Below are 26113 nucleotides of genomic sequence, written 5' to 3' on the forward strand. Positions count from 1 at the left end.
GGTGCATATCCGCCCACCCGAGGAGTCCTTCGGCTCGCCACCTCCCGGCCGTCAACGCAACCGCAGTGGGGCGAAGAACCAGACTGCGGTGAACATCAGGGCGACCAGGGTCGCGATCACGATCATCGGGACCAGGCCGAAGATCACTTTGACCATGAGCGCGATCGTCGCGGTGACCGCGAGCGCGATACACACGAGACCGACCAGGACGAGGCGGTTACCGTACCGCAGGATCTCGTACCGGCGGCCGGAGCGGAACAGCACGCGGTGCCAGGCCGCCGGAGCGCTCAGCATCGCCGTGGCGAGCACGGCAAGCAGCACAGCCGCCAGGTGCAGCCCCTGCTCGAAGTCACTGGCCTTGCGGAACAGCGGGGTGAACACCACGGCGAGCAAGAACCCGAACAGGATCTGCACGCCGGTCTGGGCGACCCGCAGCTCGCCGAGCAGCTCGTTGACGTTACGCGCGAGGCGCTGCTTCTCGGTCTCCTCCTCGTAGCGATCCGGCACGGACCAAGGCTAAGCTCCCCGGCCACGGCCCGCTCGGTACGGGCCCCGACGGTCCGCTCACGGCACCGTGCTCAGCGGCCACACCCGGCCGGTCGAGCTGTCGATCAGGGCCGCGCGTTCGACCCGCGCGGTGAGCGGGAGAACCTCGTAGACCGCCGTTGCCACGGTGGGCAGCCAGCCGGCCTGCGCTCGTGGCGCGAGCGAGGCGTGCGGCAACCACCGGCCGCACTCGTAGTGCATGTGCACCAGTGCCCCCGTCGCGCGCGTCGCCTCGACCACCGCCTGCTGGCGCGTCACCAGGTCGGGAGGTACCGCCGGAACCAGGCAGGCCCGTCCACGGCGGAAGGTACCGAGAGCGTCGAACGTGATCTCGAAGGGGCCACCGTCGCCGAGGCCGTCCACCGCCGCGCGCACCGCGTCCAGCTCCCAGCGCAGCAACACGACGTAGGACATGTGCGGCACGTGCAGGCCGTGCGTGTGCGAGCGCAGCGTCGGTATCCCGCGCGCCTCCAACCTGTCCCACAGCCCGCGCAGGGCGCGTTCGGTGGCGTGGTCGAACAGCAGGCACACTCCAAGGGCCATGTCCCGGACCGTACTTGCCGGCACCCTGCTACGCGGGCCACCGCGACCGCCGGCGCGGAGGCCAGAGACAATAGGGGCATGGTTGCTCCATCGGCTCCCCCAGCGACCCTGCGGATCGGCCCGTACCAGGTCGATCCGCCGGTGGTGCTCGCCCCGATGGCCGGCATCACCAACGTCGCCTTCCGCAGGCTGTGCCGCGAGTACGGGGCGGGCCTGTACGTCTGCGAGATGATCACCAACCGGGCACTCGTCGAGCGGCACCCGGGCACGATGCACCTGGTCACCTTCGACCCCGCCGAGTACCCGCGCTCGATGCAGCTCTACGGGGTCGACCCGGAGACCATGTACCGCGCGGCCCGCATGGTCGTCGAGGAGGATCTCGCCGACCACATCGACATGAACTTCGGCTGCCCGGTCCCCAAGGTCACCCGCAAGGGCGGCGGCGCAGCCCTGCCGTTCAAGCGCAAGCTGTTCGGCGACATCGTCGCCGCCGCCGTGCGCGCCGCCGAGCCCGCGGGCATCCCGGTGACGGTGAAGTTCCGCATCGGCATCGACGACGGCCACCACACCCATCTGGACGCGGGCCGGATCGCCGAGGCCGAGGGGGCCGCCGCGGTGGCCCTGCACGCCCGCACCGCGGCACAGCGTTACTCGGGCCAGGCCGACTGGTCGGCGATCGCGGCGCTGAAGGAAGCGGTGACCACCGTTCCGGTACTCGGAAACGGCGACATCTTCGCCGCATCCGACGCCCCGCGCATGATGTCCGAGACCGGATGCGACGGCGTGGTCGTCGGCAGGGGATGCCTCGGGCGGCCATGGCTGTTCGGCGAGCTCGAGGCGGCGTTCGCCGGCAGGCCCGTACCGGAGGGGCCCTCCCTCGGTGAGGTCGCGCGCGTGCTCCGCAGGCACGCCGAACTGCTCGCCGAGCACGACGGTGAGGACAAGGGCATGCGTGACCTGCGCAAGCACATGGCCTGGTACTTCCGTGGTTTCCCCGTCGGGGGTGAGCTGCGCCGGTCGCTCGCCAGGGTGTCCTCGCTCGCGGAGCTGGACGACCTGCTCGGCAAGCTGGACGCCGACGTCCCGTTCCCCGCCGAGGCCGAGGGGCCGCGCGGGCGGCAGGGCACGGCATCCCGGGTGGTGCTGCCGCACGGCTGGCTGGACGACCCGGACGACCGGTGCGTGCCCACCGCTGCTGAGGTCATGCACTCGGGGGGTTGAGCCCGGCTCGCGCCGCTACCCGTGGACAGGCACAGCCGGCCCGGGCTACGGGTGCGCGTGCTGGATGGGCCCGCTCGTTCTCCTCGGCGATCACTCCCGACGTCGTAGAGTAGCGCGGCGCATCCGAATGCACGTGCGAATGATTGTGCACTTACGGTAATCATATTCACCTGACCTGCGAAAGGTTGCCCGTCTTTCGGGTGATATTGGGCCGTTGGACGTCCTCATACCTCAAGCTGCGCCTCCTCCTGGACGAGAACGTTCATGTGAGAGAGGCAGGTACGGTGCCACATCGACCGAGCGCGACCGGGACGGGTGAGGTGCAGGCAGCCACCGAAGTGAGACGCGAGTACGCCGCGCGCGGCCGTGCGACTCCCCCACAGGGGATGGACTACGCGGTCGATACCGGACTACACGGACTCGGAACGCGACCCTCGCTGCCCGCTTACCCCGTCGATCTCATCGAGCTCCACGAGTCGATCGCCAACCTGCTCGCGGCCCAGGAGAACTGGGAAGGGGCCTACGCGCACCTGCAGACCGCGTTGCGGCTGGCACGTGACCACGACTGCACCGCGCTCCGGCTTCCCGAGCAGCACCAGCGCGAGGTCGCCGAGCTGCGCAAAGCGCATGAGCAAGCGCTCGACGCGAGCATGCGGGACGAGCTGACCGCGACCTACAACCGGCGCTACCTGCACAGGCAGCTCGTCGACCTGCTCACCGATCAGGTCGACATCGAGCGTGGTGTCGCGATCGCACTGATCGACCTCGACCATTTCAAGGACGTCAACGACACCTACGGGCACGCGCTCGGGGACAGCGTGCTGCAGCGCGTGGTGTCCCTGCTGCAGGTGGATCTGCCCGACGGTGGATTCTGCGCCCGCTACGGAGGTGAGGAGTTCGTACTCGTACTACCGAACATCAGCGCGCGCCAGGCTGTGACCACTCTGGAGCGCACGCGCGCACGTGTGGCCGACCACCCGTGGTCGGCGCTCGCAGGCGGCCTGCACGTGACCATCAGCGCAGGCCTGGTGCACCACGCGACCCACAGCGGCGTGGGCGCCGTCCTCCCGGAGACCGACGATGCCGAACGCCAGCTCCGGCGCGCCGACGACCTGCTGTACGCGGCCAAACGATCCGGGCGCAACACCGTGGCCTACCGTAAGGACGGGGCGATCCGGCTCGCGGGACTCGACGACAACTGCCGCTGACGACGCTACGCGCTTCTCCGGGGCGCATGCGCATACCTGCCAACCCGATCGGACTGTGACCGTCGAACTGGCCGGCCGAACTCTGAGTAACTCGCAGTGTGCGAATACACCCGATAGTGTCGTCACCGCGGTTCAACAGCAGTACTATTTACCGCGATCCATGCGCGACGTAACGGCGACGTGCAGCGCGTCGCGGACGCATACGGCGAAAGGAGGCTGAGTGCCAGACGACCCGCGAACGTCGGGCACCGGCCCCCAACCGCCCGGCGCGCACCCCCCGAACCAGCAACCACGCCGGCCCGCCGGGCACACGCCACCCTCTGCTCCCCCGCCTCCGCGTGCGGACGGGCGTGGCCGTCGCCGCGCGCAGGACACCAGCGACGGAATCAACGCCGCCGACCTCATTCACCGGCTCACCGGCAGGCGGCCCGACTTCCCACCACCAGCTCCCCCGCAACCGCCGCAGGCCGCGCAGCCTCCACCCCCGCAGGCACGGCCACCGCAGGCACCTGCAGGTGACGCACAACGGAACCGGCACGGGCCGCAAGCGAACCCGCAGGGACCTCCAGGCGGGCGTCAACCACCCGCGGGCCCGCAACCGCCCCAGGGACGGGATCCACGGACCACGCCACAGCCGCCACCGGCAGCACGGCGCCCGCAACCACCGGCCGAACCACCCCCGCCCCGAAGATCGCCGCCTCAGCGAAACCCCGTCCCGCACCATGCCCCGCCCCCGCAGGGACCCCCGGCCCGGCAACGCACCAGACCCGCGTCCCATCCGCCCGCGCCACGCGGAACGGCACCGCAACGGCCCGCGCCGCAGGGTCACACGGGGTCGTTGCTGGGGCCGCTGAACATCTCGCACGAGGAGTCGCCCGCGCGACTGTCCGCACCCGACTCCAGCAGCGTGACACGGCACGTGCTGGCTCCGGCACTGGTGAGGTCGGTCGTCGACAGCGATTCCGGGAACGGCGACGAGCACGGGCAGGACGGCGAGATACCGCGGCACGGCGTCGCCGGGACCACCGACGTACTGCCGACCGTCGATGCCCGTGTACCGCAGGCCGGCGGGCAGGCAGCCGACCAGGGGGCCGTTGCCGCCGAGCCCGAACTCGTCGGCAACGGCGGTGACGACCCGGATCCGCACGAGGACGACGAAGCCGGCGAGGCTGCCACGGAGCCCCCGGACCGGCCGGTACGCACCCGCCTGCAGGAGAAACGCAGGCGCAGGCACCACCGGACGGTGCTCGCCACGCGGGCAGCGGTGTTCGTCCTCGCGATGATGGTCGTGCTCACCGTCGGGGGCGCATGGGGAGGGATCGCCTACTACGACGACCGCTTCGACGAGGTCTCCGCCCTCGACCCCGGCTCCCCGGCGATCCAGGACGCAGCCGCCCAGCAGGGGGACTCGAACTACCTGATCATCGGCTCGGACACCCGCGAGGGGCTCGACGCGGAGGCCGGCCACGGGACCGACGAGGACGTCGTCGGCGCACGGGCCGACACCATCATGCTCGCGCACGTGCCCGCGGGCGAGGACCGCGCGGTATTCGTCTCCTTTCCCCGTGACCTCGAGGTCGATCTGAACGGCTGCGAGCAGTGGGACGACAAGGCGCGCGAGTACTCCGCCGAGACCGTGCACGAGGCCGAGCAGGTCAAGCTCGCGGAAGCGTACTCCATGGGCGGCCCACGCTGCGTCACCGACGTCGTCCAGCGCATCTCCGGACTCCGGGTGAACCATTTCGTCGGCGTCGACTTCCTCGGGTTCACCGGCATGGTCGACGCCGTCGGTGGGGTCCCTGTAACGGTGCAGGAGCCCGTCATCGACGAGGTGCTCGGGGTCGTCATCGACGAGCCGGGCACGCACGTCCTCTCCGGAACCCAAGCACTCGACTTCGTCCGTGCCAGGCACGTACACGGCGACCCCACATCCGACTACGGGCGCATGCAGCGCCAGCAGCAGTTCGTCTCCGCGCTGCTGAACTCGGCGGTGTCCCGGGACGTCGTCCTCGACCCGCGCAGGATGAAGCGTTTCGTCACCGCGTTCACCGACGCCACGTTCGGGGACAACGTGGCGATGGGCGACATGCTCACGCTCGCCCACTCGCTGAAGTCGACCGGGGTCGATTCGATCGATTTCATCACCGTGCCCACAACGGGGTTCGCGAACGCGCGCGGCAACGAGGTCCTCCTCGAAGGCGAAGCCGGTGAGCTCTTCGGGGCGTTGATCGGCAACGAACCGCTCCCCGGTACCGAATCCTGAGCCCCGGGGTCCGGCCGCGACCGCGCCTGGTGGCCCCGCGGGTCCCGCACCGTCACGACCTCCGGGTACTCACACGGCATGCGTGAAGTCCGATGTTTGACATTGACTCACACATGTCTCACTCTCAAGACATGGCAGCAGTCGCGTTTCACGGGTTCGCGGCGCGGTCGGGCGAGTCGTGGCGGGACCCGTTCGGGATGTACGCGTACCTACGCGAGCACGACCCGGTCCATCACGTCGAGCCGGGTGACTTCTGGGTGCTGTCCCGCTACGCCGACGTGTCCGCCGCCGCCAGGGACACCGCCACGTTCTCCTCGGCGCACGGGCTGACCTTCACCTACGGCGACCAGGCAGCGGTCGGGCTGGACGCCGCCACACCCATGGTGTTCCTCGACCCGCCCGAGCACACCGCGTTCCGCAGGCTGATCAGCAAGGGGTTCACGCCGCGCCGGGTGGCGTCGATCGAGCCTGCCGTGCGTTCGTTCGTCACCGAGCGGTTGGAGCGGCTCGCGGGGCGCGACGAGGTGGACATCGTCGCCGAGCTGTTCAAGCCGATGCCCAGCTTCGTCGTGGCGCACTACCTCGGGGTCCCACCGGCCGACCGGGCGAAGTTCGACCACTGGACCGATGACATCGTGGCGGCCAACGCCCACGGCGACCCGCTCACCGCCCGCGAGTCGGTCGGGGAGCTGTTCGACTACTTCCACCACCTCGTCCGGCGCCGCCGCGCCGAACCCGCCGACGACACGATCTCCGATCTGATCCGCGTCTTCGGCGACGAAGAGGAGCACAGCCTGATCCGCATCCTCGGGTTCGCGTTCACCATGGTCGCAGGCGGGAACGACACCACGACCGGCCTGCTCGGCCCCGGCTCCGAGCTGCTGACCGAGCATCCACGACAGCGTGACGCCCTGGCCGAGGACCCTGCGCTCATCCCGGACGCCATCGACGAGCTGCTGCGGCTGACCAGCCCGGTGCAAGGCCTGGCCCGCACCACGACACGAGACGTCGAGCTGCACGGCACAACCATCCCCGCGGGCCGCAAGGTGCTGCTGCTCTATGCCTCGGCCAACCGGGACCCGCAGCAGTACGGCCCGGACGCCGAGAGCCTGGACATCACGCGCAGGCCGCGACACATCCTCTCGTTCAGCGTCGGGCCACACCACTGCATCGGCGCATCCGCCGCCCGCCTGCAGGCCCGCGTCGCGCTGGAGGAGCTACTCGCCCGGTACCCGCGCTTCGAGGTCGACGCCGCCCGCGGTGTATTCGCGGGCGGCCACTACGTGCGGCGGTACCAGAGCCTGCCGTGCTACCTCGGGAACCGGGCATGAGCACGCCGTGGCTGCGCACCGAACGCACCGAGCTGGCAGCCGAGCGGATCCTGGACGCCGCCGAGCAGGTCTTCGCCGAGCGTGGGGTGGCCGCCACCGAGATGAGCCACATCGCCACGGCCGCAGGCTGCTCCCGGGCCACGCTGTACCGCTACTTCGACGGCAGGCACGAGGTGCGCGTCGCCTTCATGCACCGGCAGACACGGCGGCTCGCGCACCGCATCGCCGAGCAGGTCAGCGCGATCACCGACCCCGCTCCGCGCCTGGCCGAGGCGATCCGCGGCGCACTGCGCGAGGTGCGCGACACGCCTGCCCTGGCAGCCTGGTTCACCCACCCGGACAGCGGCGTCACCGGCGAGCTCGCCGGGTCCTCCCCGGTGATCCAGTCCCTGTGCGCCGCCTTCTTCGGCGACCCCACCGACCCGGCCAACCAGGACCGCGCCAACTGGCTGCTGCGTATCATCATCTCCCTGCTCAGCAATCCCGGCCGGGACGAGGCCGAGGAACGCCGCATGATCGAACGATTCGCCGTCCCCGCGCTGCTCGGCGACGGACACGGCGCCCTGCGTGGTGACCGGTGACGGCAGCCGCCGGAACCGTCACCCGGCCCTCGGCCGACGCGCCCCGCCACCGCGCGGGCACGGCGCTGACCAGGGAAGGTCGCGGAAGCGCGCCACGCCCTCAACGAGAATTCCCTCTCCGTTCACCCCGCGGACCAGCGTCATGCCGGGTAGAGCCGTAAAATAGGCACCATGCGCGAGGCTTACCACGTCGAGCTGGACCGGCTCGCAGACAAACTGGCCAGCATGTCCGGGATGGTCGCCAACGCGATGGAGCTGGCGACCAAGGCACTGCTGGAGACCGACTTGCAGCTCGCTGAGCAGGTCATCAGCGACGACGAGCACGTCGACGACACTCGCGCGCAGTGTGAGGAGCAGGCGTACTCGCTGCTTGCCCTGCAGGCTCCGGTGGCGACCGAGCTGCGTAAGGTGCTCGCGGTGATCCACGCCGCCGAGAGCCTCGAACGCATGGGGGACCTGGCGCTGCACGTCGCGCGCACCGCCCGCCGGCGGCACCCCGACCCGGTGTTGCCCCCCGAGGTGACCCCGTACTTCGGGGAGATGGGCAAGGTCGCGGTGCGGCTGGCCCGCCAGACCGAGGAAGTCATCAAGACGACCGACGTGGACGCCGCCCGCGCTCTGGAGTCCGCCGACGACGAGGTCGACAACATCCACCGCCACCTGTTCACCGTCATCATGGACAAGGACTGGCCGCACGGAGTCGCCGCGGCCGTGGACACCACGTTGCTCGGGCGCTTCTACGAGCGCTACGCCGACCACGCGGTCTCGGTCGCCAACCGGATGATCTTCGTCGTCACCGGCAAGATGCCCGGCTACGGCACCGACGAGGACGTCTGACGGGGAGCCCAAGGTGACCTCGGTTCCATAGAAGGAGCCGAACGTGACATTCGGCTCCACCTCCTGGGTGGGGTCGGTCAGCCGAAGCGGCCGGAGATGTAGTCCTCTGTGGCTTGCTCGTCGGGGTTGGAGAAGATCTTCTCGGTGTCGTTGATCTCGACGAGCCTGCCGGACTCACCGACGCCGGGGACGTTGAAGAAGCCCGTCTGGTCGGACACCCGGGCGGCCTGCTGCATGTTGTGCGTGACGATCACGATCGTGTAGTCCTGCTTCAGATCACTGATCAGGTCCTCGATCGCGAGCGTGGAGATCGGGTCCAGCGCCGAGCAGGGCTCATCCATCAGCAGCACGTCCGGCTGTACCGCGATCGCGCGTGCGATGCACAGGCGCTGCTGCTGCCCGCCGGACAGTCCGCCGCCCGGCTTGTTCAACCGGTCCTTGACCTCGTTCCACAGGTTGGCGCCGCGTAGCGCGTGCTCGGCGATCTCGTCGAGTCGCTGCCTGTTCTTCTCCCCGCCGAGCTTCAAGCCCGCGAGCACGTTGTCCTTGATCGACATCGTGGGGAACGGGTTGGGGCTCTGGAAGACCATCCCGATGGTGCGGCGCACCTGGACCGGGTCCACGGAGGGTGCGTAGATGTTCTCCCCGTCCAGCAGGACCTTGCCCTCCACCCGCGCGCCGGGAATCACCTCGTGCATCCGGTTGAGGGTGCGCAACACGGTGGACTTGCCGCAGCCCGACGGCCCGATGAACGCCGTGACATGCTTCGGCGGGACCGACAACGTCACATCACTGACCGCGTGGAACTTGCCGTAGTAGATGTTGACGTCGTTGACGTCGATACGTTTCGCCACTGCTTCCTACCACCCTATTCGGTCTTCACGGCGGACAATCTCGAGATCACCGCCGCCATCAAGTTGAAGAGCATCACCAGCAGGACCAACGTCAGAGCCGCGCCCCACATCCGTGCCACGCCCGCGGGTTCCGGGTTGAGCAGCTCGTTCATCACCGTCAGCGGCAGGGACGCCATGTTGCCCTCGACGACGTTGTAGTTGATCGAACGGCTGTACCCGACAAGTACCAGTACGGGTGCCGTCTCCCCGAGCACCCGGGCCATCGCGAGCATCATTCCGGTGACCATCCCGGAGAATGCGGTGGGCAGGACGATCTTGACGATGGTTTTCCACTTCGGAACGCCGAGCGCGTAGCTGGCCTCGCGCAGCTGGTCGGGCACCAGCCGCAGCATCTCCTCGGTGGAGCGGATCACGATCGGCAACATCAGCAGCACCAGCGCGAGCGACACCGCGAACGCGCTCTTCGGCAGGCCGAACACGCTGATCCACAGCGCGAACACGAACAGCGCGGCCACGATCGACGGCACGCCGGACAGGATGTCCACCATGAACGTCACGGTTCTCGCCAGCCACCCCTGCCCGTACTCGGCGAGGTAGATCGCGGTGAACACGCCGAGCGGCACCGCGATGACCGCGCACAGCACGCCTTGCACGATGCTGCCGTACAGCGCGTGGTAGATCCCGCCCGCGAACTGGTCGGGCATCACGCCGCTGAGCGAGTGGGTGAACCACCGGCTGGAGAGCACGGCCTCGTACCCCCGCGAGATCACGGTGTACAACAGCCAGACGAGCGGGACCAGGGCGACGAGGAACGCAGCCGTCACCAGCACCGTGGCCAGGGTGTCGCGCGCCCTTCGCCCGGCGCTGAGATGCTGGAACGTCGGCGCGCCGTCCGGCCGGTCGACGAAAGTCTCGGTGGTAGTCACCCGCGTTGCACCTTCCCACCGGCGATCGTGCGGGCGATCGCGTTGACGATGAAGGTCAGGACGAACAGCACCAAGCCTGCCGCGATGTAGGCCCCTGTCGGCAACGGGTGGACGAACTCGTTCGCGGCCGAAGCGATCAGCGACGCGAAGGTGTATCCCCCGTCGAACAGGGAGAATGTCGCAGGCTCCGTCGCGATGCGCAGCACGACCAGCACGGCGACCGTCTCGCCGAGAGCGCGCCCGAGACCGAGCATGGACGCACCGATGTAGCCGCTCCGGCCGAACGGCAGCACCGTCATCCGGATCATCTCCCACTTCGTGGCGCCGAGCGCGAGCGCGCCCTCGATGTGCGTGACCGGGGTCTGCCGGAACACCTCCCGTGTCACCGACGTGATGATCGGCAGGATCATGACCGCGAGCACGATCCCCGCCGTGAAGATCGTCCCGCCGCCGGTGATCGAGACGTTCCCCTCCGCGAACAGCGGTATCCAGCCGAGGGTGTCATTGAGCCACAGCGCGACCGGCACGAGCACCGGCCCGAGCACGAACAGGCCCCACAGCCCGTAGACGATGGACGGGACAGCCGCCAGCGTGTCGATGAGGTAACCGAACAACCGCTGCAGGTTCCGCGGCGCGTACTGGGTGAGGAACAGCGCGATACCCAGCGCGAGCGGCATCGCGATCGCCAGCGCGAACGCCGAGGACAGCACCGTCACCACCAGCAGGTCGCGTACCCCGAAACGGAGGTCCTCGACATCGCTGGTCTCGAACTCGGTGCTGAGGAAGAAGTTGGCGCTGTTGGCCATCAACGACGGCCACGCCTGCACGGCGAGGAACAGCCCGATCGCCCCGATGGAGGCGACGACGGTGATCCCGGCGCCGGTCGAGGCCCACCGGAAGAGGTCATCGGCCTTACGCCTGCCGCCGGACGACATCTCGTTCAGCGGTCCGTCTCGCACGTGGGTGTCGCCGGCACCACCAGGCGTGCCGGTGCCGGACGGTCCGGAAGGTGGGGTCGTCATGCCGTCGTCACGCACCATTCGATGTCAGGACAGTGCCTCGATCGAATCGAGCAGCCGTTTCTGGAACACGTCGGGGAGGGGAGTGAAGCCCGCATCGGTGAGCCCCTGCTGGCCGTCGGTGGCGGCGACCCGCAGGAAGGTCTGGATCGCCTCGGACACGTCCGGGTCCGGGTAGGTCGAGCACACGATCTCGTAGGAGACCAGCATCAGCGGGTAGGCCCCGTTCTCCTCGGTGCCGTAGATGGAGTCGAGCTCGATCACGAGATCGTGCCCCTCGCCCGCGACCGTGGCCGCGTCGATCGCCTTGCCCGTGCTCTCGGAGTCGAGCTCGACGGGCTCGCCCCCACCCGAGTTGATGATCCTCGCGATCTGCAGCCCGCGTTGCTCGGCGAAGGACCACTCGTTGTAGGTGATCGAACCGGGGGTCCTGTCCACAGCCGAGGACGTGTTCTCGTTACCGCGCGCACCTTCCCCGACCCCGCCGAGGAACATCTTGCCGGTCCCCTGCCCCCACGCGTCCTCGGACGCCGTCCGGAGATAGTTCTGGAAGTTCTGCGTGGTACCGGACTCGTCGCTGCGGAAGATCACCGTGATCTCCTTGTCCGGCAGGTCGACGCCGTCGTTGAGCTCGGCGATGCGCGGGTCGTTCCACTCGGTGATCGTCCCGTTGAAGATCTTCGCCAGCACGGGGCCGTCCAGCGCGATTCCGTCGAATCCCTCGAGGTTGTAGGTGACCGCGATCGGCCCGAACACCAGGGGCAGGTGCCACGCCTCGTGACCGCCGCAGCGCTGCTTCGCGTCGGACACCTCGTCGAACTCCTCCTGCAGCGGGACGTCGGAGCCCGCGAAGTCGGTCAGTCCGCCGATGAACTCGTTCACCCCCGCGCCCGAACCGCTCGAGTTGTAGTTGACGGTGTACCCGGAGCAGGCGGAGTCGTAGATGTTGATGAACCTGATCATCGCGTTCGACTGCGCGGTCGACCCGCTCGCGTTGATCGTCGGCGCGCCCGAGCAGTCGACATCGGGGATGTCGATACCGGTCTGGGCGGTATTGTCGTCGCTTCCGCAGCCGGCGAGAACGAGGACCATCGTTGCCAGCGCGCAGGCCAGTTTCCCGCGCCGCACTCGGGTCACAGTCGTCCCTTCCACGCACATCTGTCGACGTCCCTGGAGACGGTAAACAGCTCGGGTAGACAGCCACCCCCCGCAAGATGAACACAAGGTGAACAGGGGCCGGGTGTGAGCGGGCTAACCCGGCACGGGAGTCCCCGGAATCACCCCCGCCACCGGGTGTTCCGTCGCCGGCAGGGGACCCTGCAGGGGACGTCGCCCGAGGTTAACCGCAGGCGACCTCCGGGTGTAGGCCGACCGCCGGGTGACAGTGAACATCCCGTGACATTCCCGTTACTCAACGTGCCAGCTCGTACTGCACATCCGTGCTCTCGGTGCCGAAGCCGAGCCGGTTGTACACGGTGATCGCCGCGGGGTTGTCCCCCTCCACGTACAGGATCACCTCGCGCAGCCCCCGCTCGGCGAGGTACCGCAGCCCAGCCAGCGTCAGCGCCGTACCGAGGCCGCGACCGTGCGCCTGAGGGTCCACGCCGACCACGTACACCTCCCCCACCTCGACATCACGCCCGTCCGGGTCCGGCGGGTGCACCTTCGTCCAGTGGAAGCCGAGCAGCCCACCTGCAGGCCCCTCCGGTTCCCCGGCGTTCGCCGAGCCCGCCGAGCGCTCGGCGAGGAAGAACCCGCCGGGGTCGAACCACTCCTGCTGCTCGGTCGCACGCAGCTCGTCGACGGTCAGCGCGCCCTGCTCCGGGTGCCAGGCGAACGCGCGCGCGTTCACATCGATCACCGCGCGCTCATCCTGCCCCGGCACGAAGGTGCGCACCCGCACATCCGCGGGCAGCCGCGGCTCGCCGAGCGCGCACGAGGTGAGGTCGGCACGCATGCGCAGGAGCTCGCGCACCCTGCGCAGCCCGGCGCGGCGGGCGATGCGGGCGGCCGCCGGGTGGTCGCCGTGCGACCAGTAGCGCAGCGTCCGGCTCGCCCGTTCCGTCACCGCCGCGGCCAGCGAGCCCCCGTGGCCTCGCCCCCGAAGTTCGGGGTGCACGAACAGTTCGGCGACCTCCCGGCCGAACGCGTCGCCCCGCTGGTCCAGCTGTGCGAACCCGACCAGCTCGGCGTCCTGGTATGCCAGGGCGTACGGCCCCGTGGACAGGTCCTCCGGAAGGCCACCGCGCGGTCCGGGATCCGGGCGCCCGTCGCTCGCGCGCACCGCCCGCAGCAGCTCGAGAACAGCGGGCTGATGTTCGGCGTTCAGCTCATCCACCCACACGACATGCGGCATCGTGCCAGCCTACTGGTCCGTCCCGAGAGCGTCCGCGCCGTCGGGACGCCGCGCCCGAGCCGGCCGCCCTACTCCGTGCGCCACCATCCGGTGCGCGTCGTCGGCACCGGGCCGGGTGCCTCCACGTGCTCGGCACCGTCCACCTGCTCGGGCGGACGGCTCGTTGCCGACTTGAGGTGGCTGTCGAACTTGTAGCCGACATTGCGCACGGTGCCGATCATCTGCTCGTGCTCGGGGCCGAGCTTGGCGCGCAGCCGCCGCACGTGCACATCGACGGTGCGGGTGCCGCCGAAGAAGTCGTACCCCCACACCTCCTGCAACAGCTGCGAACGGGTGAAGACACGCCCCGCGTGCTGCGCCAGGTACTTGAGCAGTTCGAACTCCTTGTAGGTCAGCTCGAGGGTGCGCTTGCGCAGCCGCGCCGTGTACGTGTTCTCGTCGATGACCAGGTCACCGACGCGCAGTTCCGACTCGGCCTGCGGGCCGCCGGACTGCCGGGTGCTCGCAAGCCGGAGCCTGGCATCGACCTCGGCAGGCCCCGCAGTGGGCAACACGATGTCGTCGATACGCCATTCGGCGTTCACGGCCACCAGTCCGCCCTCGTTGGTGACCACCATGACCGGGGAGACCCCGTCCTCGTTCGCGCCCTTGAGCAGCCTGCACAGGCTCTTCGCCGAGGCGAGGTCGCTACGCGCGTCGACGAGCGTGACATCCCGCCTTCCGGCGTCCAGCAGCGCCGTGACCTCGGGCGGCCGCACGCGCACGTCATGCGGCAGCAACTCGAGTGAGGGGAGGAGCGTCGTTGCTTCCTTCTCCGACGTCAACACCAACAGGTCCATACCCATGGACACACCGCCTTGTTCTCATGGCGTACTACGCACACGGCGCCACGGCCGTTGCCGCCCGAGCATAACCACTGATCTCGCTGGACACATCGGCGATGCAGCTCATGTCACACGCTCACACCGCTGTGCGATGCCTGTGCGGCGCCCCTCGGGCCATATGTCCGGGCGCCTCTCGAGGCGCATCTCCGGGCATGCCCGGACGCGGTCGATGATTGAATGGCGGATGCAACAGCCGCGCGGCACGCGCGCAGGCACCAGACGACCGACCAGCTCCGGGACGCGTGATGAAGAAGACCATCGTCGTTGTCATCGTCCTCGCCGCACTGCTCGTCGGTGCGGACCTCGCCCTCGCGGCCGTCGCCGAGAACCGGCTCGCGCAGGAGGCCAGGGAGCAGTTCGAGCTGTCCGAGGACCCGGCCGTGACGATCCACGGGTTCCCCTTCACGACCCAGGCAGTCGGTGGCACCTACCAGCGGATCTCCATCGACGCGGAGGGCGTGCCCGTCACGGACGTCCTGCGCGAGCTGGAGCTCGCCGCCGAGCTGCGGGACGTGCACGCTCCCCTGCCCGACGTGCTCAGCGGGGACACCGACGCGATCATCATCAGCGAGCTCGAAGGCACCGTGACGATCACTCAGGACGACGTCGGCCGCGCGGTCAAACTGCCCGACCTGCGCATCGACGACGCGACCGACGAGCTGACACGCGACGGGGAATCCACGGACGACACCGGCGGCGGCCCGGATGCGATCGGCTCCACAGCCGGTGTCCGGCTCGCCGCGACCACCGACATCGCGGGTGAGCGGGACGTGGAGGTCGTCGCCTACGGCGTGATCGAGCTCACGGGGGGATCCGTACGTGTCGCGCCGAGGCGGCTCGAGTTCGGCAGGGACAGCGGCACCGTGGAGGTGCCCGACGAGGTACGAAACGCCTTCCTGCCGCAGTTCGAGACCACGATCGACCCGGGAAACCTGCCGTTCGGCGTTACCCCGTCCGGGGTCGCTGTGCGGCGCGGGGCACTGGTCGTCCAGGGGGAGGCCAGCGACGTCCGGTTCGGCCAGGGAGCCTGAGGCGAGCATCCTCCCGGGCGCCGCGCCGCAGCAGCGGACTCGTGGTTCGCGGACCGGTACCGTGGGTGGCACGGGAGCGGTGCCCGAGCCGAACTTCCCGGCAACACGTCAGCACGGAGGGTCTCGCGGCGATGACCGGATTAGTGATCACGCTGGTGATCTTCGCGGTGGGTACCGCCATCGGTCTCGTGCTGCGCGCCCGCGACGGCTCGATCCGGTTGACCCGGCCGGGTTCTGTCCGGTCGTCGGCTGCCGCGGACCTACCCGCGCCTGTCATGCGAGCCATCGACCCGGAGAGCAGGATCACGCTCGTCCAGCTCTCCTCGGCCGCCTGCGCCCCGTGCCGCCAGGCACACGCGCGGCTGTCCGCTGCCGCCGAGCACTCGCCGGAGGTGCACCACGCCGCGATCGACATCACCGAGCGGCCCGACGTCGGATCCGCCCTCGGTGTGCTGCGCACCCCGACGACGGTCGCCTACGACTCCACCGGGACCGAGGTGTTACGTGTCACCGGCGTCCCGGACACCGACTCGCTGGTGCACGCTCTCCGGCCGCACCTGTCCCCTGCCACCGAGCCGTGACGGTGACCACGCATCCTGTCCAGCGTGCCCATGGGGTGTCCACGGTGTGGACACCGCTCCCGGAGTCAGGACGGAGCCGGTAGGCTCGGTGTCGTGATCATGCACCCACAGCGACGAATGCTGACACAGCGGCGCGCGATCGACTTCTGTCGCGTGCGCAGCAGCCTGTGTCTGGTGCTCGTGTAGTTCGCCGCACGAGCACGCCCGTCCGTCCACTGCCGGGAGAGGGTCATGTCACCCACCCAATACATCGACCCACGTGGTCCACGATTCGCAGCGGGGATCACCACCGTGGTCCTCGCGGTCGTCCTGATCACCGGTTGGTGGCCGCTACTGGCCGCGCAAGCCGTGGTGTTCGCCGCAGGCGCTTTCGCCGGGCTGCGCTACTCTCCCTACTCGACGCTGTACCGGGCAGTGGTCGCACCCCGCCTCGGTCCACCGGCCGACCGGGAGGACCCCGCGCCACCGCGGTTCGCACAGGGGGTCGGGTTCGCGTTCGCTGTTGTGGGCACCGTCGGCTACGCCACCGGGCTCACCGTGTTGGGCATCGTCGCCACGGGCCTGGCCCTGCTCGCCGCGTTCCTCAATGCCGCGTTCGGCTACTGCCTCGGCTGCGAGATGTACCCGCTCGTCCGCCGGTTCGTGGTGCGGTCCGGGGAGAACACGGCGTGAGCTCACCGCGCACGAGATGACAAGTAGGCACACGAGAAGGAGAAAGAGAGTACCGCTGACATGAGCCGTGAAGACGTTCTGGTCACCACCGCGTGGGCCGAGGAGAACCTCAGCACACCGGGCGTGGTCTTCGTCGAGGTCGACGAGGACACCACCGCCTACGACGGCGGGCACATCCCTGGCGCGGTGCGTATCGACTGGAAGAACGAGCTGCAGGACCCTGTCCGGCGCGACTTCGTCGACAAGGCAGGTTTCGAGAAGCTGCTGTCCGAGAAGGGCATCAGCAACGACGACCTGGTCATCCTCTACGGGGGGAACAACAACTGGTTCGCGGCCTACGCGTACTGGTACTTCAAGCTCTACGGCCACGACTCGGTCAAGCTGCTCGACGGCGGCCGCAAGAAGTGGGAGCTGGACGGCCGCGAGCTCACCACCGAGGTGCCCACGCGCGAGAAGACGAACTACGTCGCCTCCGAGCAGGACCTGTCCATCCGGGCGTTCCGGGACGAGGTCGTCGACGCGATCAACACCAAGAACCTCATCGACGTCCGTTCGCCCGACGAGTTCACCGGCAAGTTGAACGCGCCCGCGCACCTGCCGCAGGAGTCCGCGCAGCGCAGCGGGCACATCCCCTCGGCGGCGAACGTACCGTGGGCCAAGACGGCCAACGAGGACGGCACGTTCAAGACGGCCGAGGAGCTCGCCGAGCTGTACGCAGAAGCCGGCATCGACACTTCCAAGCCCACCATCGCCTACTGCCGCATCGGCGAGCGCTCCAGCCACACCTGGTTCGCGCTGCGTGAGCTGATGGGGCTGCAGGACGTGAAGAACTACGACGGATCGTGGACCGAGTACGGCTCGCTGGTCGGCGTGCCGATCGAGTTGGGAGAGAAGTAAGCATGAGCGACGGTTGCGGCGCGCCGGCCCAGACGGCCACCCCAGCGGACACCGACACCCAGGGGCAGGTCGTGCTCGCCGGCAAGGTCACGGGGAACGACGGCCCGCTCGGCGGGGCCTATGTACGGCTGCTCAACGACGACGGCGACTTCGTCGGCGAGGTGCAGGCCTCCGCGGACGGGGACTTCCGGTTCTACGCGGCGTCGGGTGAGTGGACGGTCCGCGCGCTGCACGCCAGCGGCAGCGGCGAGGCCTCGGTCCGCACCGGTGAGCCGGGCCTCTACGAGGTCCCGGTCACCGTCAACTGACACCGGCCGACAGCACCACCGTGCGGGTGGCCTCCGCAACGTCGGGGGCCACCCGCACGTCGTCGGCGGGCCGCGCCCGCTACCCTGGTCGGCGTGGAAATCTTCTTTACCGCCCTGATGCTGCTCGTAATGGTGTTGACGACGTGGTTCTCCGGCTACGTCGTCTACAGGCTGTACTCGGACAACCGCTGAGAAGATGACAGAAGGCACCACCCCGCCGACCCCTGGCAGCGGCAACGAGGCCGTCGAAGCGGCGGCAGCGCGCGCCGAGTACACCCGCGGGCGCAACATCCCCGCCTTCGACGAGTTGCCGATCCCCGGTGACACCGCGAACCTGCGGGAGGGCGCCGACCTCAACGACGCCTGCCTGGCCCTGCTCCCGCTCGTCGGCGTGTGGCGCGGCGAGGGCGAGGTGGACTACCCGACCATCGACGGTCCGGTGCGGTTCGCCCAGCAGATCACCATCGCGCACGACGGGCGGCCGTTCCTCTACCACGAGGCGCGCTCCTGGCTGCTCGACGCCGACGGCGCGGTGATCCGGCCGGCCGCCCGCGAGGTCGGCTGGTGGCGCCCGCAGGCAAACGACTCCATCGAGCTGTTGCTGGCCCACATGACCGGCGTCGTCGAGGTGTTCTACGGCGCGCCGCGCAACCAGACCTCCTGGGAGCTGGAGACCGACGCGGTGGTGCGCACGGTCAGCGCGAAGGACGTCTCGGCAGCCAAGCGGCTCTACGGCATCGTCGGCACCGGCGACCTCGCCTACGTCGAGGAACGCGCGATGTCCGGCCAGGAGATGCAGCCACACGTCTCGGCACGCCTGGAGCGCGTGGCAGGCTGAGCGCGGCGAGCCGAAGAACTCCCCGGGTACCTGTGGTGTACCGGAGGAGTTCTTCGGTTCGCCTCCTAGCCGGGGTACTCGGACTCGTAGGCGGCGGCGAGCTCGGCATGCAGCGTGCGGGAGTCCGGTAGCTGCACGCCGTCCAGCGTGTGCACCCGGGTGACCTTGCGAATGGACGACGTCAGGAAGACCCCGTCGGCACCGCGCAGGTCCTCGATACGCAACGGCTCAATCTTCGTACTCCAGCCGGCCCGCTCGGCGGCGCGGAACAGCCCGGCCTGGGTGGTCCCCGGCAGGATGCCGATGCTCGGCGGTGGCGTGTACAGCGTGCCGCCATCGGCCACGACGACGTTCGCGATCGGCCCTTCCAGCACGGTGCCGTCCCCCGCCGTGAAGATCACGTCCTCCGCCCCGCGCCGTTCGGCCTCACGCATCGCGGCCATGTTGATCCCGTAGGACAGCGACTTGGCGCCGAGCAGCAGCCACGGTGCGCGCGCGGCGAGATCGGTGTCGATCCCCCTCTCGAGGGTCACCACTGCGATGCCTTCCGCCCGCGCCCGCAGCAAGCCCTCACTCACCTCGATGCCCAGCGCGAACGCCGTCGGCCCTGCAGAGGGGTCGGAGTCGAGTCCCCTGGTGTAGACGAGCTTGAGCGCCATCTCGGATCCTTCCGGCCAGCGCTCGATCGCCGCCGCCACGGCTCGCTGCCACGCCTGCCGGTCCGGCGTGTCCATGTCGAGCATGCTCGCCGAGCGCTCCAGGCGGTCCAGGTGTTTGTCGAGCTCGCGGGCGTGCCCGCCGGAGACCAGGACCGTCTCGAAGACCCCGTCGCCGCGGAGCAGTCCGAGGTCGTCCACGCGGACCTGCGGGGCGTCCGGGTCGGCCACGGATCCGTCGAGGTGGATGAGTACGCGCATAATGGACAGCGTAGTCCCGTCGCGCTACTCACCCCGGCCGGCGGGAACAGGACCGGCCGCAGCCGCGGCAGCCGGCCCGCCTGCGGCACCCGCCCCACCAGCTAGGAGACACGGTTGACCTCCCCGATCCTCGAGACACACGACGCGATTCCCGCTCCGGAGGGCCATCCCGAGGAAGGGGTGCCCTGGCACTTCGGTGACCCGTTCACCGAGCAGCGGGTGGCGGCCCGGTCGGTCGCGGTCGTCGACCGCTCGCACCGCGCGGTCTACGCCGTCGAGGGCAGCGAGCGCCTGTCCTGGCTGCACCTGGTGATCTCCCAGCACGTGACCGAGCTGGCGGACGGCGCGGGCACCGAGGCACTGGTACTGGACAGCCAGGGACGCATCGAGGCCCACCTGGTGCTCGCCCACCACGACGGCGTCGTCTGGATGGACACCGAGCAGGGCAACGAGGCGACCAGCGCACTGCCGAAGGGCGGCCGGCAGCCGCTGTTGCAGTACCTGGACGCGATGCGTTTCTGGTCCGATGTCACCGTCCGCGACGCCACCGAGGAGCGCGCCGTGCTCAGCCTGCTCGGCCCGGAGTCGGGTTCGGTGCTGTCGGCGCTCGGCATCGAGCTCGGTGACGAGCCCTACGCGGTGGCCGGCGCGGGCGGCGTGATCGCGCGCCGGATGCCATGGCCCCACCCCGGCCGGGTGGACCTGCTCGTGCCGAGGTCCGAGCTGACGGCGTGGTGGCGGCGCTGCACGGACGCCGGGGCGCGCCCGGCAGGCTCGTGGGCCTTCGATGCCCTGCGCGTCGAGTCGGTGCGGCCACGCCACGGTGTGGACACCGACGAGCGCGCCATCCCGCACGAGGTGAACTGGATCGGTTCGGCCGCGCATGTGGCGAAGGGCTGCTACCGCGGGCAGGAAACCGTCGCCAAGGTCTTCAACGTGGGCAGGCCACCCCGCAATTTGCTGTTACTCCATCTGGACGGTTCCCCCGAGATCACACCGGAGACCGGCGACCCGATCCGATCGGGTGAACGCACCGTCGGCAGGCTCGGCACGGTCGTCCAGCACTACGAGCTCGGTCCCGTCGCGCTCGGCCTGGTGAAACGCTCCGTACGCTCCGACGCCGAACTGCTGGTCGGCAACGAGGACAACCCGGTACAGGCCTCGATCGACCCGGACTCTGTTCCCGAGGAGGGAACCGCGCCGGGTCGGGAAGCCGTGTCCAAGCTGAAGGGGTGAGCACGGCGATAACACCGCCATCCGCGTGATACCTACCGAAGTCGCTTGGCAACACGCACCCCGCGGGAGCAGGATAATCACGTGATCGAAGTTCGGCCTGGCGGCCGTCGACGCATCGACCGCGTTCTCGGCGAGGACTACACAAGCGGCATCGAGCAGATGCCGCTTGCCGAGCTGCGCGAGCGGCGCGACGAGGCGGCGCAAGAGGAGACCGACCTGTCCTTCCTGCGGCGCATGCTGCACGCACGCATCGACATCGTGCGGGCCGAGCAGACCCGGCGCGCCAGTGGCGGGCAGCACAGTGTGGTCGACCAGCTCACGGCCATCCTGGCCAAGAACGCGATCCACACCCCTGCGCGTCCCGGCCGGTACCAACCGATGGAGCCGACCAGGACCGGTGAGTGCAGGCGGCAGGTCGAGTCGCTCATCGCCGACGCCGGACTGACCGACGTCGAGTCGCTGTCGGATGACGCCCTCGCCGAAGGGCTGGATGCCTACCTGACCGAGGAGGCTTCGGTCTCCGGGCGGAGGCAGCAGGTCCAGGCCGTCGTCGACCGGCTCAACGCCGAGATCACCACCCGCTACGCCGCAGGCCATGCCTCCGTCGACGAGCTACTGGCCACCGAGCGCGGTGATCAGTTGTAGCGCTCCCGCGCGGCGAGTGCGCCCCAGTACTCCCGCAGCTCCTGGAACAGGTCGGTGAGCTGCTCGATGTCCCCCGAACGCAACGCGGCCACGATCGCGTGCACGTCGTCCGCGGAGGTGTCCGACTCCAGCGTGGCGTCGTCGATCAGCTGCACGAGCCCGCCGTAGTCCAGCTCGACGGCCGAGTTGGGGTGGAAGGCCGTCAGCCACCGCTCGGTGTCGATCAGCACCTGGGTGGGCCCCTCGTCGCCGAGGGTGCGCTCGGCCAGCTCCCTGGCCTCGGCCACCCTCCTGCGCGCGTCCGCCATGGCCGTTCGCCAGGACAGCTCCCGCTCCGGGTCGTGCATCCCCGAGCCGAGCACGAGCTTGCGCTGGGCGGGGTCGATCAGCGTGAACCAGGGCAGCGGGACGGACCAGTTCACCGAAAGCACGTGCATCGCCGAGGTCTCCCGCTCGGACAGCACCGCGTTCGCTCTGGCCCGGACCGACTCCACCGAGCCGTCTGCCCCGCTCACGATCACCGAGCGCAGCGCAGGATGCGCCTCGCCGAGGAAGCTCACAAGGGCCGCGGCCGAGCGGGCGCGCAGCTCGAGCGGGCACACCAGCGGTTCGGGTCCCACACCTGCGTCGGCTCCACCCGGGATCTCCTCCGGCTCGCGCACCAGCATGTCGGTGGCCGTGCCCGGTTCGGGGCGCCCGTCGGTGAGCTCGGCGGGCAGCAGCGTCGGCGTGGAGCCGGCCTGCGAACGCAACCACATCGCCTGCTCGTAACGCTCCGCTTCACCGGAGTCGAGTGCGGATTCGGCGATCGTCGCGGTGTCGACCTGCCCGTTGAACGCGGACAGTGGTTCGTAGACCCGCAAGTACGCGGAGTACGGACGGAGCACGTTCCAATCGTGGCACGTTCCGTGACCGGAGGGACTCCCGGGAGGGCCGTTCCCCGTCGCGTCGGCGGACCGGCACCCGGACGCGTGTCCGGCGTCACACTCCAGGGCAGATCCAGGTCATCACACCGCTGGGCAACGCCCGATTCGGATTCATGCCCCAACCGCGTCGCGTCCGTCCGCGGGGACACGGTACGGTAGGAGCCAGGAAAGAGTTGTCGAGACGAGATGCGGGGCCGCCGTTTCCCGCGGCCGCCCCGCCCCTGTGTGAGGGGGTCGAGCCATGGGGCGCGGCCGAGCTAAGGCCAAGCAGGCGAAAGTGGCCCGGGAGCTCAAGTACCGCACTCCCCCCACAGACTTAAACGCCCTTGAGCGCGAGCTGGCGGGTAAGTCGCCTGGCCAAGGCCACAACGAAGATCAGTACCACGACCCGTACGACCCTTACGACTCGTACGACCCGTACGAGGGTGAGGACGGGCACCGTAGCTGAACACATCACGAGCGCGGGAGTCGTCCCGGTAACGGGGGCGTTCTCTCGCGCTCGTGATGTGTATACGGGTCGCATCCTTTCGGGTGTTCGTTGTGCGCGAAGCAAGCAGGGCAAGCTGTGAAGGAGTGAGCTGTGACCGAGATTGAACGAGTGGGCGTCGTCGGTGCTGGGCTCATGGGCTCGGGGATCGCGGAAGTCAACGCACGGGCCGGTCGCCACGTCACGGTCCGGGAGATGGACGAGTCGGCGCTGGAAGCGGGCCGGGCACGCATCGACAAGTCGCTACAGCGTGCCGTGCGCAGCGGTAAGCTCAACGAGGACGATGCACGGCAGGCGCAGGACCGGCTGAGCTACACCACGGAGCTGCGCGCACTGGCCGATTCCGACTTCGTGGTCGAGGCCATCGTGGAGCAGGAGGCCGCCAAGGTCGACCTGTTCGGCCAACTGGACGCCGTCGTCGACAAGCCCGAGGCCATCCTTGCCTCGAACACGTCGTCCATCCCGATCATGAAACTCGGCATGGCGACGAACCGGGCCGAGCACGTGGTCGGGGTGCACTTCTTCAACCCGGTTCCGGTGCTGCCGCTGGTCGAGCTGGTGCCGTCCCTGCTCACCGACGAGAAGGTGGTCGAGCGCACCCGCAGCTACGTCGCCGACACGCTGAACAAGACCGTGATCCGCTCGAAGGACAGGGCCGGGTTCATCGTCAACGCCCTGCTCGTGCCGTACCTGCTGTCGGCGATCCGGATGTTCGAGTCCGGCTTCGCCTCCGCGGAGGACATCGACAACGGCATGGAGCTCGGCACCGCGCACCCGATGGGCCCGCTGCGGCTGGCCGACCTTGTCGGGCTGGACACGATCAAGTCGATCACCGAGTCGATGTACGACGAGTTCAAGGAGCCGTTGTACTCGGCGCCGCCGCTGCTGCTTCGCATGGTCGACGCGGGCCTGCTCGGCAAGAAGTCCGGCCGCGGCTTCTACGAGTACAGCTGACCCACCGCAGCGCCGGCGGGGAGGAGCCGAAGGTGACCTCGGTTCCATAGAAGGAGCCGAGTGTCACCTTCGGCTCCTCCCCGCTCGCTGCACGGGGTGCGGCAGGATGGGGGCATGGCTGTCCGTGTCGGGCTGATCGGAGCGGGACCGTGGGCGAGCGCGGTACACGCTCCCGGGCTGGCCCGGCATCCGGGGACCTCACTGGCCGCGGTCTGGTCGCGCAGGCCGGACGCGGCGTCCGCGCTCGCCACCGGCACCGGGGCGCGGGTCTGCGACTCCGTCGACGAGCTGCTCGCGCGGTGCGACGCCGTCGCCTTCGCCGTTCCCCCCGATGTGCAGGCGGAGCTGGCCGTCCGCGCCGCCCGCGCAGGCAGGCACCTCATCCTGGAGAAGCCGCTGGCAGCCGATGTCGATGCGGCCGGGCGGCTGGCCGACGCCGCTGCCGGGGTCACCACCGTGCTGGTGCTGACCCTGCGGTACTGGTCGCGCACCAGGAGCTGGCTGGACTCGCTCGCCGCGCACGACGGCTGGGCGGGTGCGAGCCTGCGGTGGCTGTCCGGCGCGTTGCTGAGCGGGCACAGCTCCCCGTGGCGGCACGAGGGGGGTGCGCTCGCGGATATCGGCCCGCACGCGCTCGACCTGCTGGATGCCGGTATCGGCGAGATCACCTCGGTGCTCGCCGCCCGGCACACCACACCCGACCTGTGGAACCTGCTGCTCGGCCACGCCTGCGGGGCCACAAGCACGGCGACACTGTCGCTGTCCCTGCCGATGCGGCCGACGGTGCTGGAATGCGCGGCCTACGGCAGGCACGGCTACCGCACCGTCTCGGGCAAGCCGGAGGATCCCGCGGCAGCGTACGCGGCACTGCTCGACGAGTTCGTCGAGCACGTACGCGCGGGCAAACCCGAACATCCCTGCGACGTCCGGCGCGGCCTGCACCTGCAGCGCATCCTGGCCGCGGCGGGGCAGCGCGCGCACCGGTAACCGGATCGGTGCGCGGAACCGAGCGGTCAGGAGGTCGAGGTGTGGCGATGAACGACGACGGGGCCATGAGACTGGCGATCGAGCAGGCCCGCACCGGCCTGGCGGAGGGCGGCGTACCGGTGGGCGCTGCCCTTGTCGCGGACGGTTCCGTGCTCGGCGTGGGGCGCAACCGGCGCGTGCAGTGGGGCAGCGTGATCCGGCACGGCGAGACCGACTGCCTGGAGAACGCCGGTCGCCTTGCCCCGCCCGTGTACCGGCGGTCCACCCTGTACACCACGCTGTCGCCGTGTCACCTGTGTGCCGGAGCGGTGCTGCTGTACAGGATTCCCCGGGTGGTCATCGGAGAACACCGCACGTTCGAGGCCACAGAGAACCTCCTCGCAGGCAACGGCGTGGACGTACGGGTGCTCGACGACGCCGAGTGCGCGGGCCTGATGCGGGAGTTCATCGACCGGTTCCCCGGTGTCTGGGACGAGGACATCGCGGCAGGCGATGGCTGATCACCGGGATCGTTCCCCCGCGGCACCGGCCTGCCTGATCGCGCGGAACTCCGCCGCGAGCGCGGGCAGCTGGTAGTGCGCGTTGAGACCGCTCGGGTTCGGCAGCGCCCACAGCTCCGCGCCGTCGAGGTCGTGTGGTTGCCTGCCGACCCGCGCCTGCGGCCGGGCGAAGGCCACGCGATACGCGCTGATCCCGACGACGGCGACAGCCAGCGGGCGGTACAGCCCCGCCAGCCGCGCGAGGCGCTCGGCTCCGTCGCGGAGCTCGTCGGTGCCGAGCTCGTCGGCCCGCGCGGTCGTCCGTGCGACGAGGTTGGTGATGCCGACGCCATGGCCGAGCAGCTCGTCCTGCTCACCGGGACGCAGCTGCCGTGGCGTGAAGCCTGCCCGGTGCAACGCAGGCCAGAACCGGTTGCCCGGCCTCGCGAAGTGGAACCCGGTCGCTCCCGAGTACAGGCCGGGGTTGATCCCGCAGAAGAGCACGGCGAGATCGGCCGCGATCACATCGGGAATGGTCTTGTCGCGGGCGGCTTCCAGTTCCTCACGAGTCGGCCGGGCCATGGTC

General features: G+C 69.5%; 29 protein-coding genes. 18 read left to right on the forward strand and 11 right to left on the reverse strand.

Going from position 1 to position 26113, the window contains the following annotated elements:
* Positions 1 to 51 precede the first annotated feature (51 nt).
* Complete coding sequence (locus CHB84_RS06035) at positions 52 to 507, reverse strand: DUF6328 family protein (protein ID WP_089300494.1); 456 nt, start codon at positions 505 to 507, stop codon at positions 52 to 54.
* A 57-nt stretch (positions 508 to 564) separates the two neighbouring features.
* Positions 565 to 1089 carry a 2'-5' RNA ligase family protein gene (locus tag CHB84_RS06040; protein WP_089300495.1) on the reverse strand — a complete coding sequence of 175 codons (525 nt, stop codon included), beginning with the start codon at positions 1087 to 1089 and terminating at the stop codon, positions 565 to 567.
* Positions 1090 to 1167: 78 nt separating this feature from the next.
* On the opposite strand from CHB84_RS06040, the gene dusB reads away from it, so the two are divergent.
* From dusB to phoU, 6 genes are all read left to right on the forward strand, one after another.
* Positions 1168 to 2310: a tRNA dihydrouridine synthase DusB gene (dusB, locus tag CHB84_RS06045; protein ID WP_089300496.1), complete on the forward strand. Its 1143-nt coding sequence runs from the start codon at positions 1168 to 1170 to the stop codon at positions 2308 to 2310.
* A 284-nt stretch (positions 2311 to 2594) separates the two neighbouring features.
* Complete coding sequence (locus CHB84_RS06050; RefSeq protein WP_245818584.1) at positions 2595 to 3518, forward strand: GGDEF domain-containing protein; 924 nt, start codon at positions 2595 to 2597, stop codon at positions 3516 to 3518.
* A gap of 838 nt (positions 3519 to 4356) precedes the next feature.
* Complete coding sequence (locus CHB84_RS06055) at positions 4357 to 5781, forward strand: LCP family protein (protein WP_089300498.1); 1425 nt, start codon at positions 4357 to 4359, stop codon at positions 5779 to 5781.
* A 131-nt stretch (positions 5782 to 5912) separates the two neighbouring features.
* Positions 5913 to 7112 (forward strand): cytochrome P450, encoded by a 1200-nt coding sequence (locus CHB84_RS06060; protein ID WP_176439801.1) that lies wholly within the window; start codon positions 5913 to 5915, stop codon positions 7110 to 7112.
* Positions 7109 to 7693, forward strand: a complete 585-nt coding sequence (locus tag CHB84_RS06065) for a TetR/AcrR family transcriptional regulator (protein ID WP_089300500.1) — start codon at positions 7109 to 7111, stop codon at positions 7691 to 7693. The genes CHB84_RS06060 and CHB84_RS06065 overlap by 4 nt, the downstream gene beginning before the upstream one ends.
* Before the next feature lie 171 nt (positions 7694 to 7864).
* Complete coding sequence (phoU, locus tag CHB84_RS06070; protein ID WP_089300501.1) at positions 7865 to 8530, forward strand: phosphate signaling complex protein PhoU; 666 nt, start codon at positions 7865 to 7867, stop codon at positions 8528 to 8530.
* Positions 8531 to 8607: 77 nt separating this feature from the next.
* On the opposite strand, the gene pstB is transcribed toward phoU, so the two are convergent.
* From pstB to CHB84_RS06100, 6 genes are all read right to left on the reverse strand, one after another.
* Positions 8608 to 9384 (reverse strand): phosphate ABC transporter ATP-binding protein PstB, encoded by a 777-nt coding sequence (pstB, locus tag CHB84_RS06075; RefSeq protein WP_089300502.1) that lies wholly within the window; start codon positions 9382 to 9384, stop codon positions 8608 to 8610.
* Between the two features lie 14 nt (positions 9385 to 9398).
* The gene (gene pstA, locus CHB84_RS06080) at positions 9399 to 10310 is read right to left on the reverse strand and encodes a phosphate ABC transporter permease PstA (protein ID WP_089300503.1); all 912 of its coding nucleotides are present in this window, start codon (positions 10308 to 10310) and stop codon (positions 9399 to 9401) included.
* On the reverse strand, positions 10307 to 11245 hold the full coding sequence (gene pstC / locus CHB84_RS06085; protein WP_217898480.1) for a phosphate ABC transporter permease subunit PstC: 939 nt from the start codon (positions 11243 to 11245) through the stop codon (positions 10307 to 10309). The genes pstA and pstC overlap by 4 nt, the downstream gene beginning before the upstream one ends.
* 111 nt (positions 11246 to 11356) lie before the next feature.
* Positions 11357 to 12457 (reverse strand): phosphate ABC transporter substrate-binding protein PstS, encoded by a 1101-nt coding sequence (gene pstS / locus CHB84_RS06090; protein ID WP_245818585.1) that lies wholly within the window; start codon positions 12455 to 12457, stop codon positions 11357 to 11359.
* A gap of 283 nt (positions 12458 to 12740) precedes the next feature.
* The gene (gene mshD, locus CHB84_RS06095) at positions 12741 to 13685 is read right to left on the reverse strand and encodes a mycothiol synthase (protein ID WP_089300505.1); all 945 of its coding nucleotides are present in this window, start codon (positions 13683 to 13685) and stop codon (positions 12741 to 12743) included.
* 68 nt (positions 13686 to 13753) lie between these two features.
* Positions 13754 to 14530, reverse strand: a complete 777-nt coding sequence (locus tag CHB84_RS06100; protein WP_089300506.1) for a response regulator transcription factor — start codon at positions 14528 to 14530, stop codon at positions 13754 to 13756.
* Between the two features lie 284 nt (positions 14531 to 14814).
* On the opposite strand from CHB84_RS06100, the gene CHB84_RS06105 reads away from it, so the two are divergent.
* From CHB84_RS06105 to CHB84_RS06130, 6 genes are all read left to right on the forward strand, one after another.
* The gene (locus tag CHB84_RS06105; protein WP_089300507.1) at positions 14815 to 15600 is read left to right on the forward strand and encodes an LmeA family phospholipid-binding protein; all 786 of its coding nucleotides are present in this window, start codon (positions 14815 to 14817) and stop codon (positions 15598 to 15600) included.
* Between the two features lie 131 nt (positions 15601 to 15731).
* Entirely contained in the window at positions 15732 to 16181 is a 450-nt protein-coding gene (locus CHB84_RS06110) for a thioredoxin family protein (RefSeq protein WP_089300508.1), read from the forward strand.
* Positions 16182 to 16412: 231 nt separating this feature from the next.
* A complete protein-coding gene (locus CHB84_RS06115; RefSeq protein WP_089300509.1) occupies positions 16413 to 16853 on the forward strand; it encodes a DUF4395 domain-containing protein in 441 nt (146 codons plus the stop codon).
* A 60-nt stretch (positions 16854 to 16913) separates the two neighbouring features.
* A complete protein-coding gene (locus tag CHB84_RS06120; protein ID WP_089300510.1) occupies positions 16914 to 17750 on the forward strand; it encodes a sulfurtransferase in 837 nt (278 codons plus the stop codon).
* Between the two features lie 2 nt (positions 17751 to 17752).
* Positions 17753 to 18058, forward strand: a complete 306-nt coding sequence (locus CHB84_RS06125) for a DUF1416 domain-containing protein (RefSeq protein WP_089300511.1) — start codon at positions 17753 to 17755, stop codon at positions 18056 to 18058.
* 196 nt (positions 18059 to 18254) lie between these two features.
* Positions 18255 to 18896: a heme-binding beta-barrel domain-containing protein gene (locus tag CHB84_RS06130; protein ID WP_089300512.1), complete on the forward strand. Its 642-nt coding sequence runs from the start codon at positions 18255 to 18257 to the stop codon at positions 18894 to 18896.
* A gap of 65 nt (positions 18897 to 18961) precedes the next feature.
* Here the strand turns inward: CHB84_RS06130 and CHB84_RS06135 are convergent, their stop codons facing one another.
* Complete coding sequence (locus tag CHB84_RS06135) at positions 18962 to 19813, reverse strand: aminodeoxychorismate lyase (RefSeq protein WP_089300513.1); 852 nt, start codon at positions 19811 to 19813, stop codon at positions 18962 to 18964.
* A 114-nt stretch (positions 19814 to 19927) separates the two neighbouring features.
* On the opposite strand from CHB84_RS06135, the gene ygfZ reads away from it, so the two are divergent.
* Both ygfZ and CHB84_RS06145 read left to right on the forward strand, forming a co-directional pair.
* Positions 19928 to 21049, forward strand: coding sequence for a CAF17-like 4Fe-4S cluster assembly/insertion protein YgfZ (gene ygfZ / locus CHB84_RS06140; RefSeq protein WP_176439803.1), 1122 nt, complete (start codon positions 19928 to 19930; stop codon positions 21047 to 21049).
* An 81-nt stretch (positions 21050 to 21130) separates the two neighbouring features.
* A complete protein-coding gene (locus CHB84_RS06145; RefSeq protein WP_089300514.1) occupies positions 21131 to 21694 on the forward strand; it encodes an RsiG family protein in 564 nt (187 codons plus the stop codon).
* Here the strand turns inward: CHB84_RS06145 and CHB84_RS06150 are convergent.
* Complete coding sequence (locus tag CHB84_RS06150; protein WP_089300515.1) at positions 21685 to 22581, reverse strand: DUF8083 family protein; 897 nt, start codon at positions 22579 to 22581, stop codon at positions 21685 to 21687. The two genes, CHB84_RS06145 and CHB84_RS06150, sit on opposite strands and share 10 nt — an antisense overlap.
* A gap of 280 nt (positions 22582 to 22861) precedes the next feature.
* Between CHB84_RS06150 and CHB84_RS06155 the strand changes: the two genes are divergently transcribed.
* The 4 genes from CHB84_RS06155 to CHB84_RS06170 all read left to right on the forward strand — a co-directional run bounded on the left by CHB84_RS06155 (position 22862) and on the right by CHB84_RS06170 (position 25548).
* Positions 22862 to 23068, forward strand: coding sequence for a DUF3073 domain-containing protein (locus tag CHB84_RS06155; RefSeq protein ID WP_089300516.1), 207 nt, complete (start codon positions 22862 to 22864; stop codon positions 23066 to 23068).
* A 132-nt stretch (positions 23069 to 23200) separates the two neighbouring features.
* Positions 23201 to 24061, forward strand: a complete 861-nt coding sequence (locus CHB84_RS06160; protein WP_089300517.1) for a 3-hydroxybutyryl-CoA dehydrogenase — start codon at positions 23201 to 23203, stop codon at positions 24059 to 24061.
* A 114-nt stretch (positions 24062 to 24175) separates the two neighbouring features.
* Complete coding sequence (locus CHB84_RS06165) at positions 24176 to 25048, forward strand: Gfo/Idh/MocA family protein (protein ID WP_089300518.1); 873 nt, start codon at positions 24176 to 24178, stop codon at positions 25046 to 25048.
* A 47-nt stretch (positions 25049 to 25095) separates the two neighbouring features.
* Positions 25096 to 25548: a nucleoside deaminase gene (locus CHB84_RS06170; protein WP_089300602.1), complete on the forward strand. Its 453-nt coding sequence runs from the start codon at positions 25096 to 25098 to the stop codon at positions 25546 to 25548.
* On the opposite strand, the gene mug is transcribed toward CHB84_RS06170, so the two are convergent.
* Positions 25549 to 26109: a G/U mismatch-specific DNA glycosylase gene (mug, locus tag CHB84_RS06175; protein WP_089300519.1), complete on the reverse strand. Its 561-nt coding sequence runs from the start codon at positions 26107 to 26109 to the stop codon at positions 25549 to 25551. It abuts the gene before it with no gap.
* Positions 26110 to 26113 lie beyond the last annotated feature (4 nt).

The sequence above is a fragment of the Haloechinothrix alba genome, from assembly GCF_900188115.1.
Taxonomy (GTDB): domain Bacteria; phylum Actinomycetota; class Actinomycetes; order Mycobacteriales; family Pseudonocardiaceae; genus Haloechinothrix; species Haloechinothrix alba.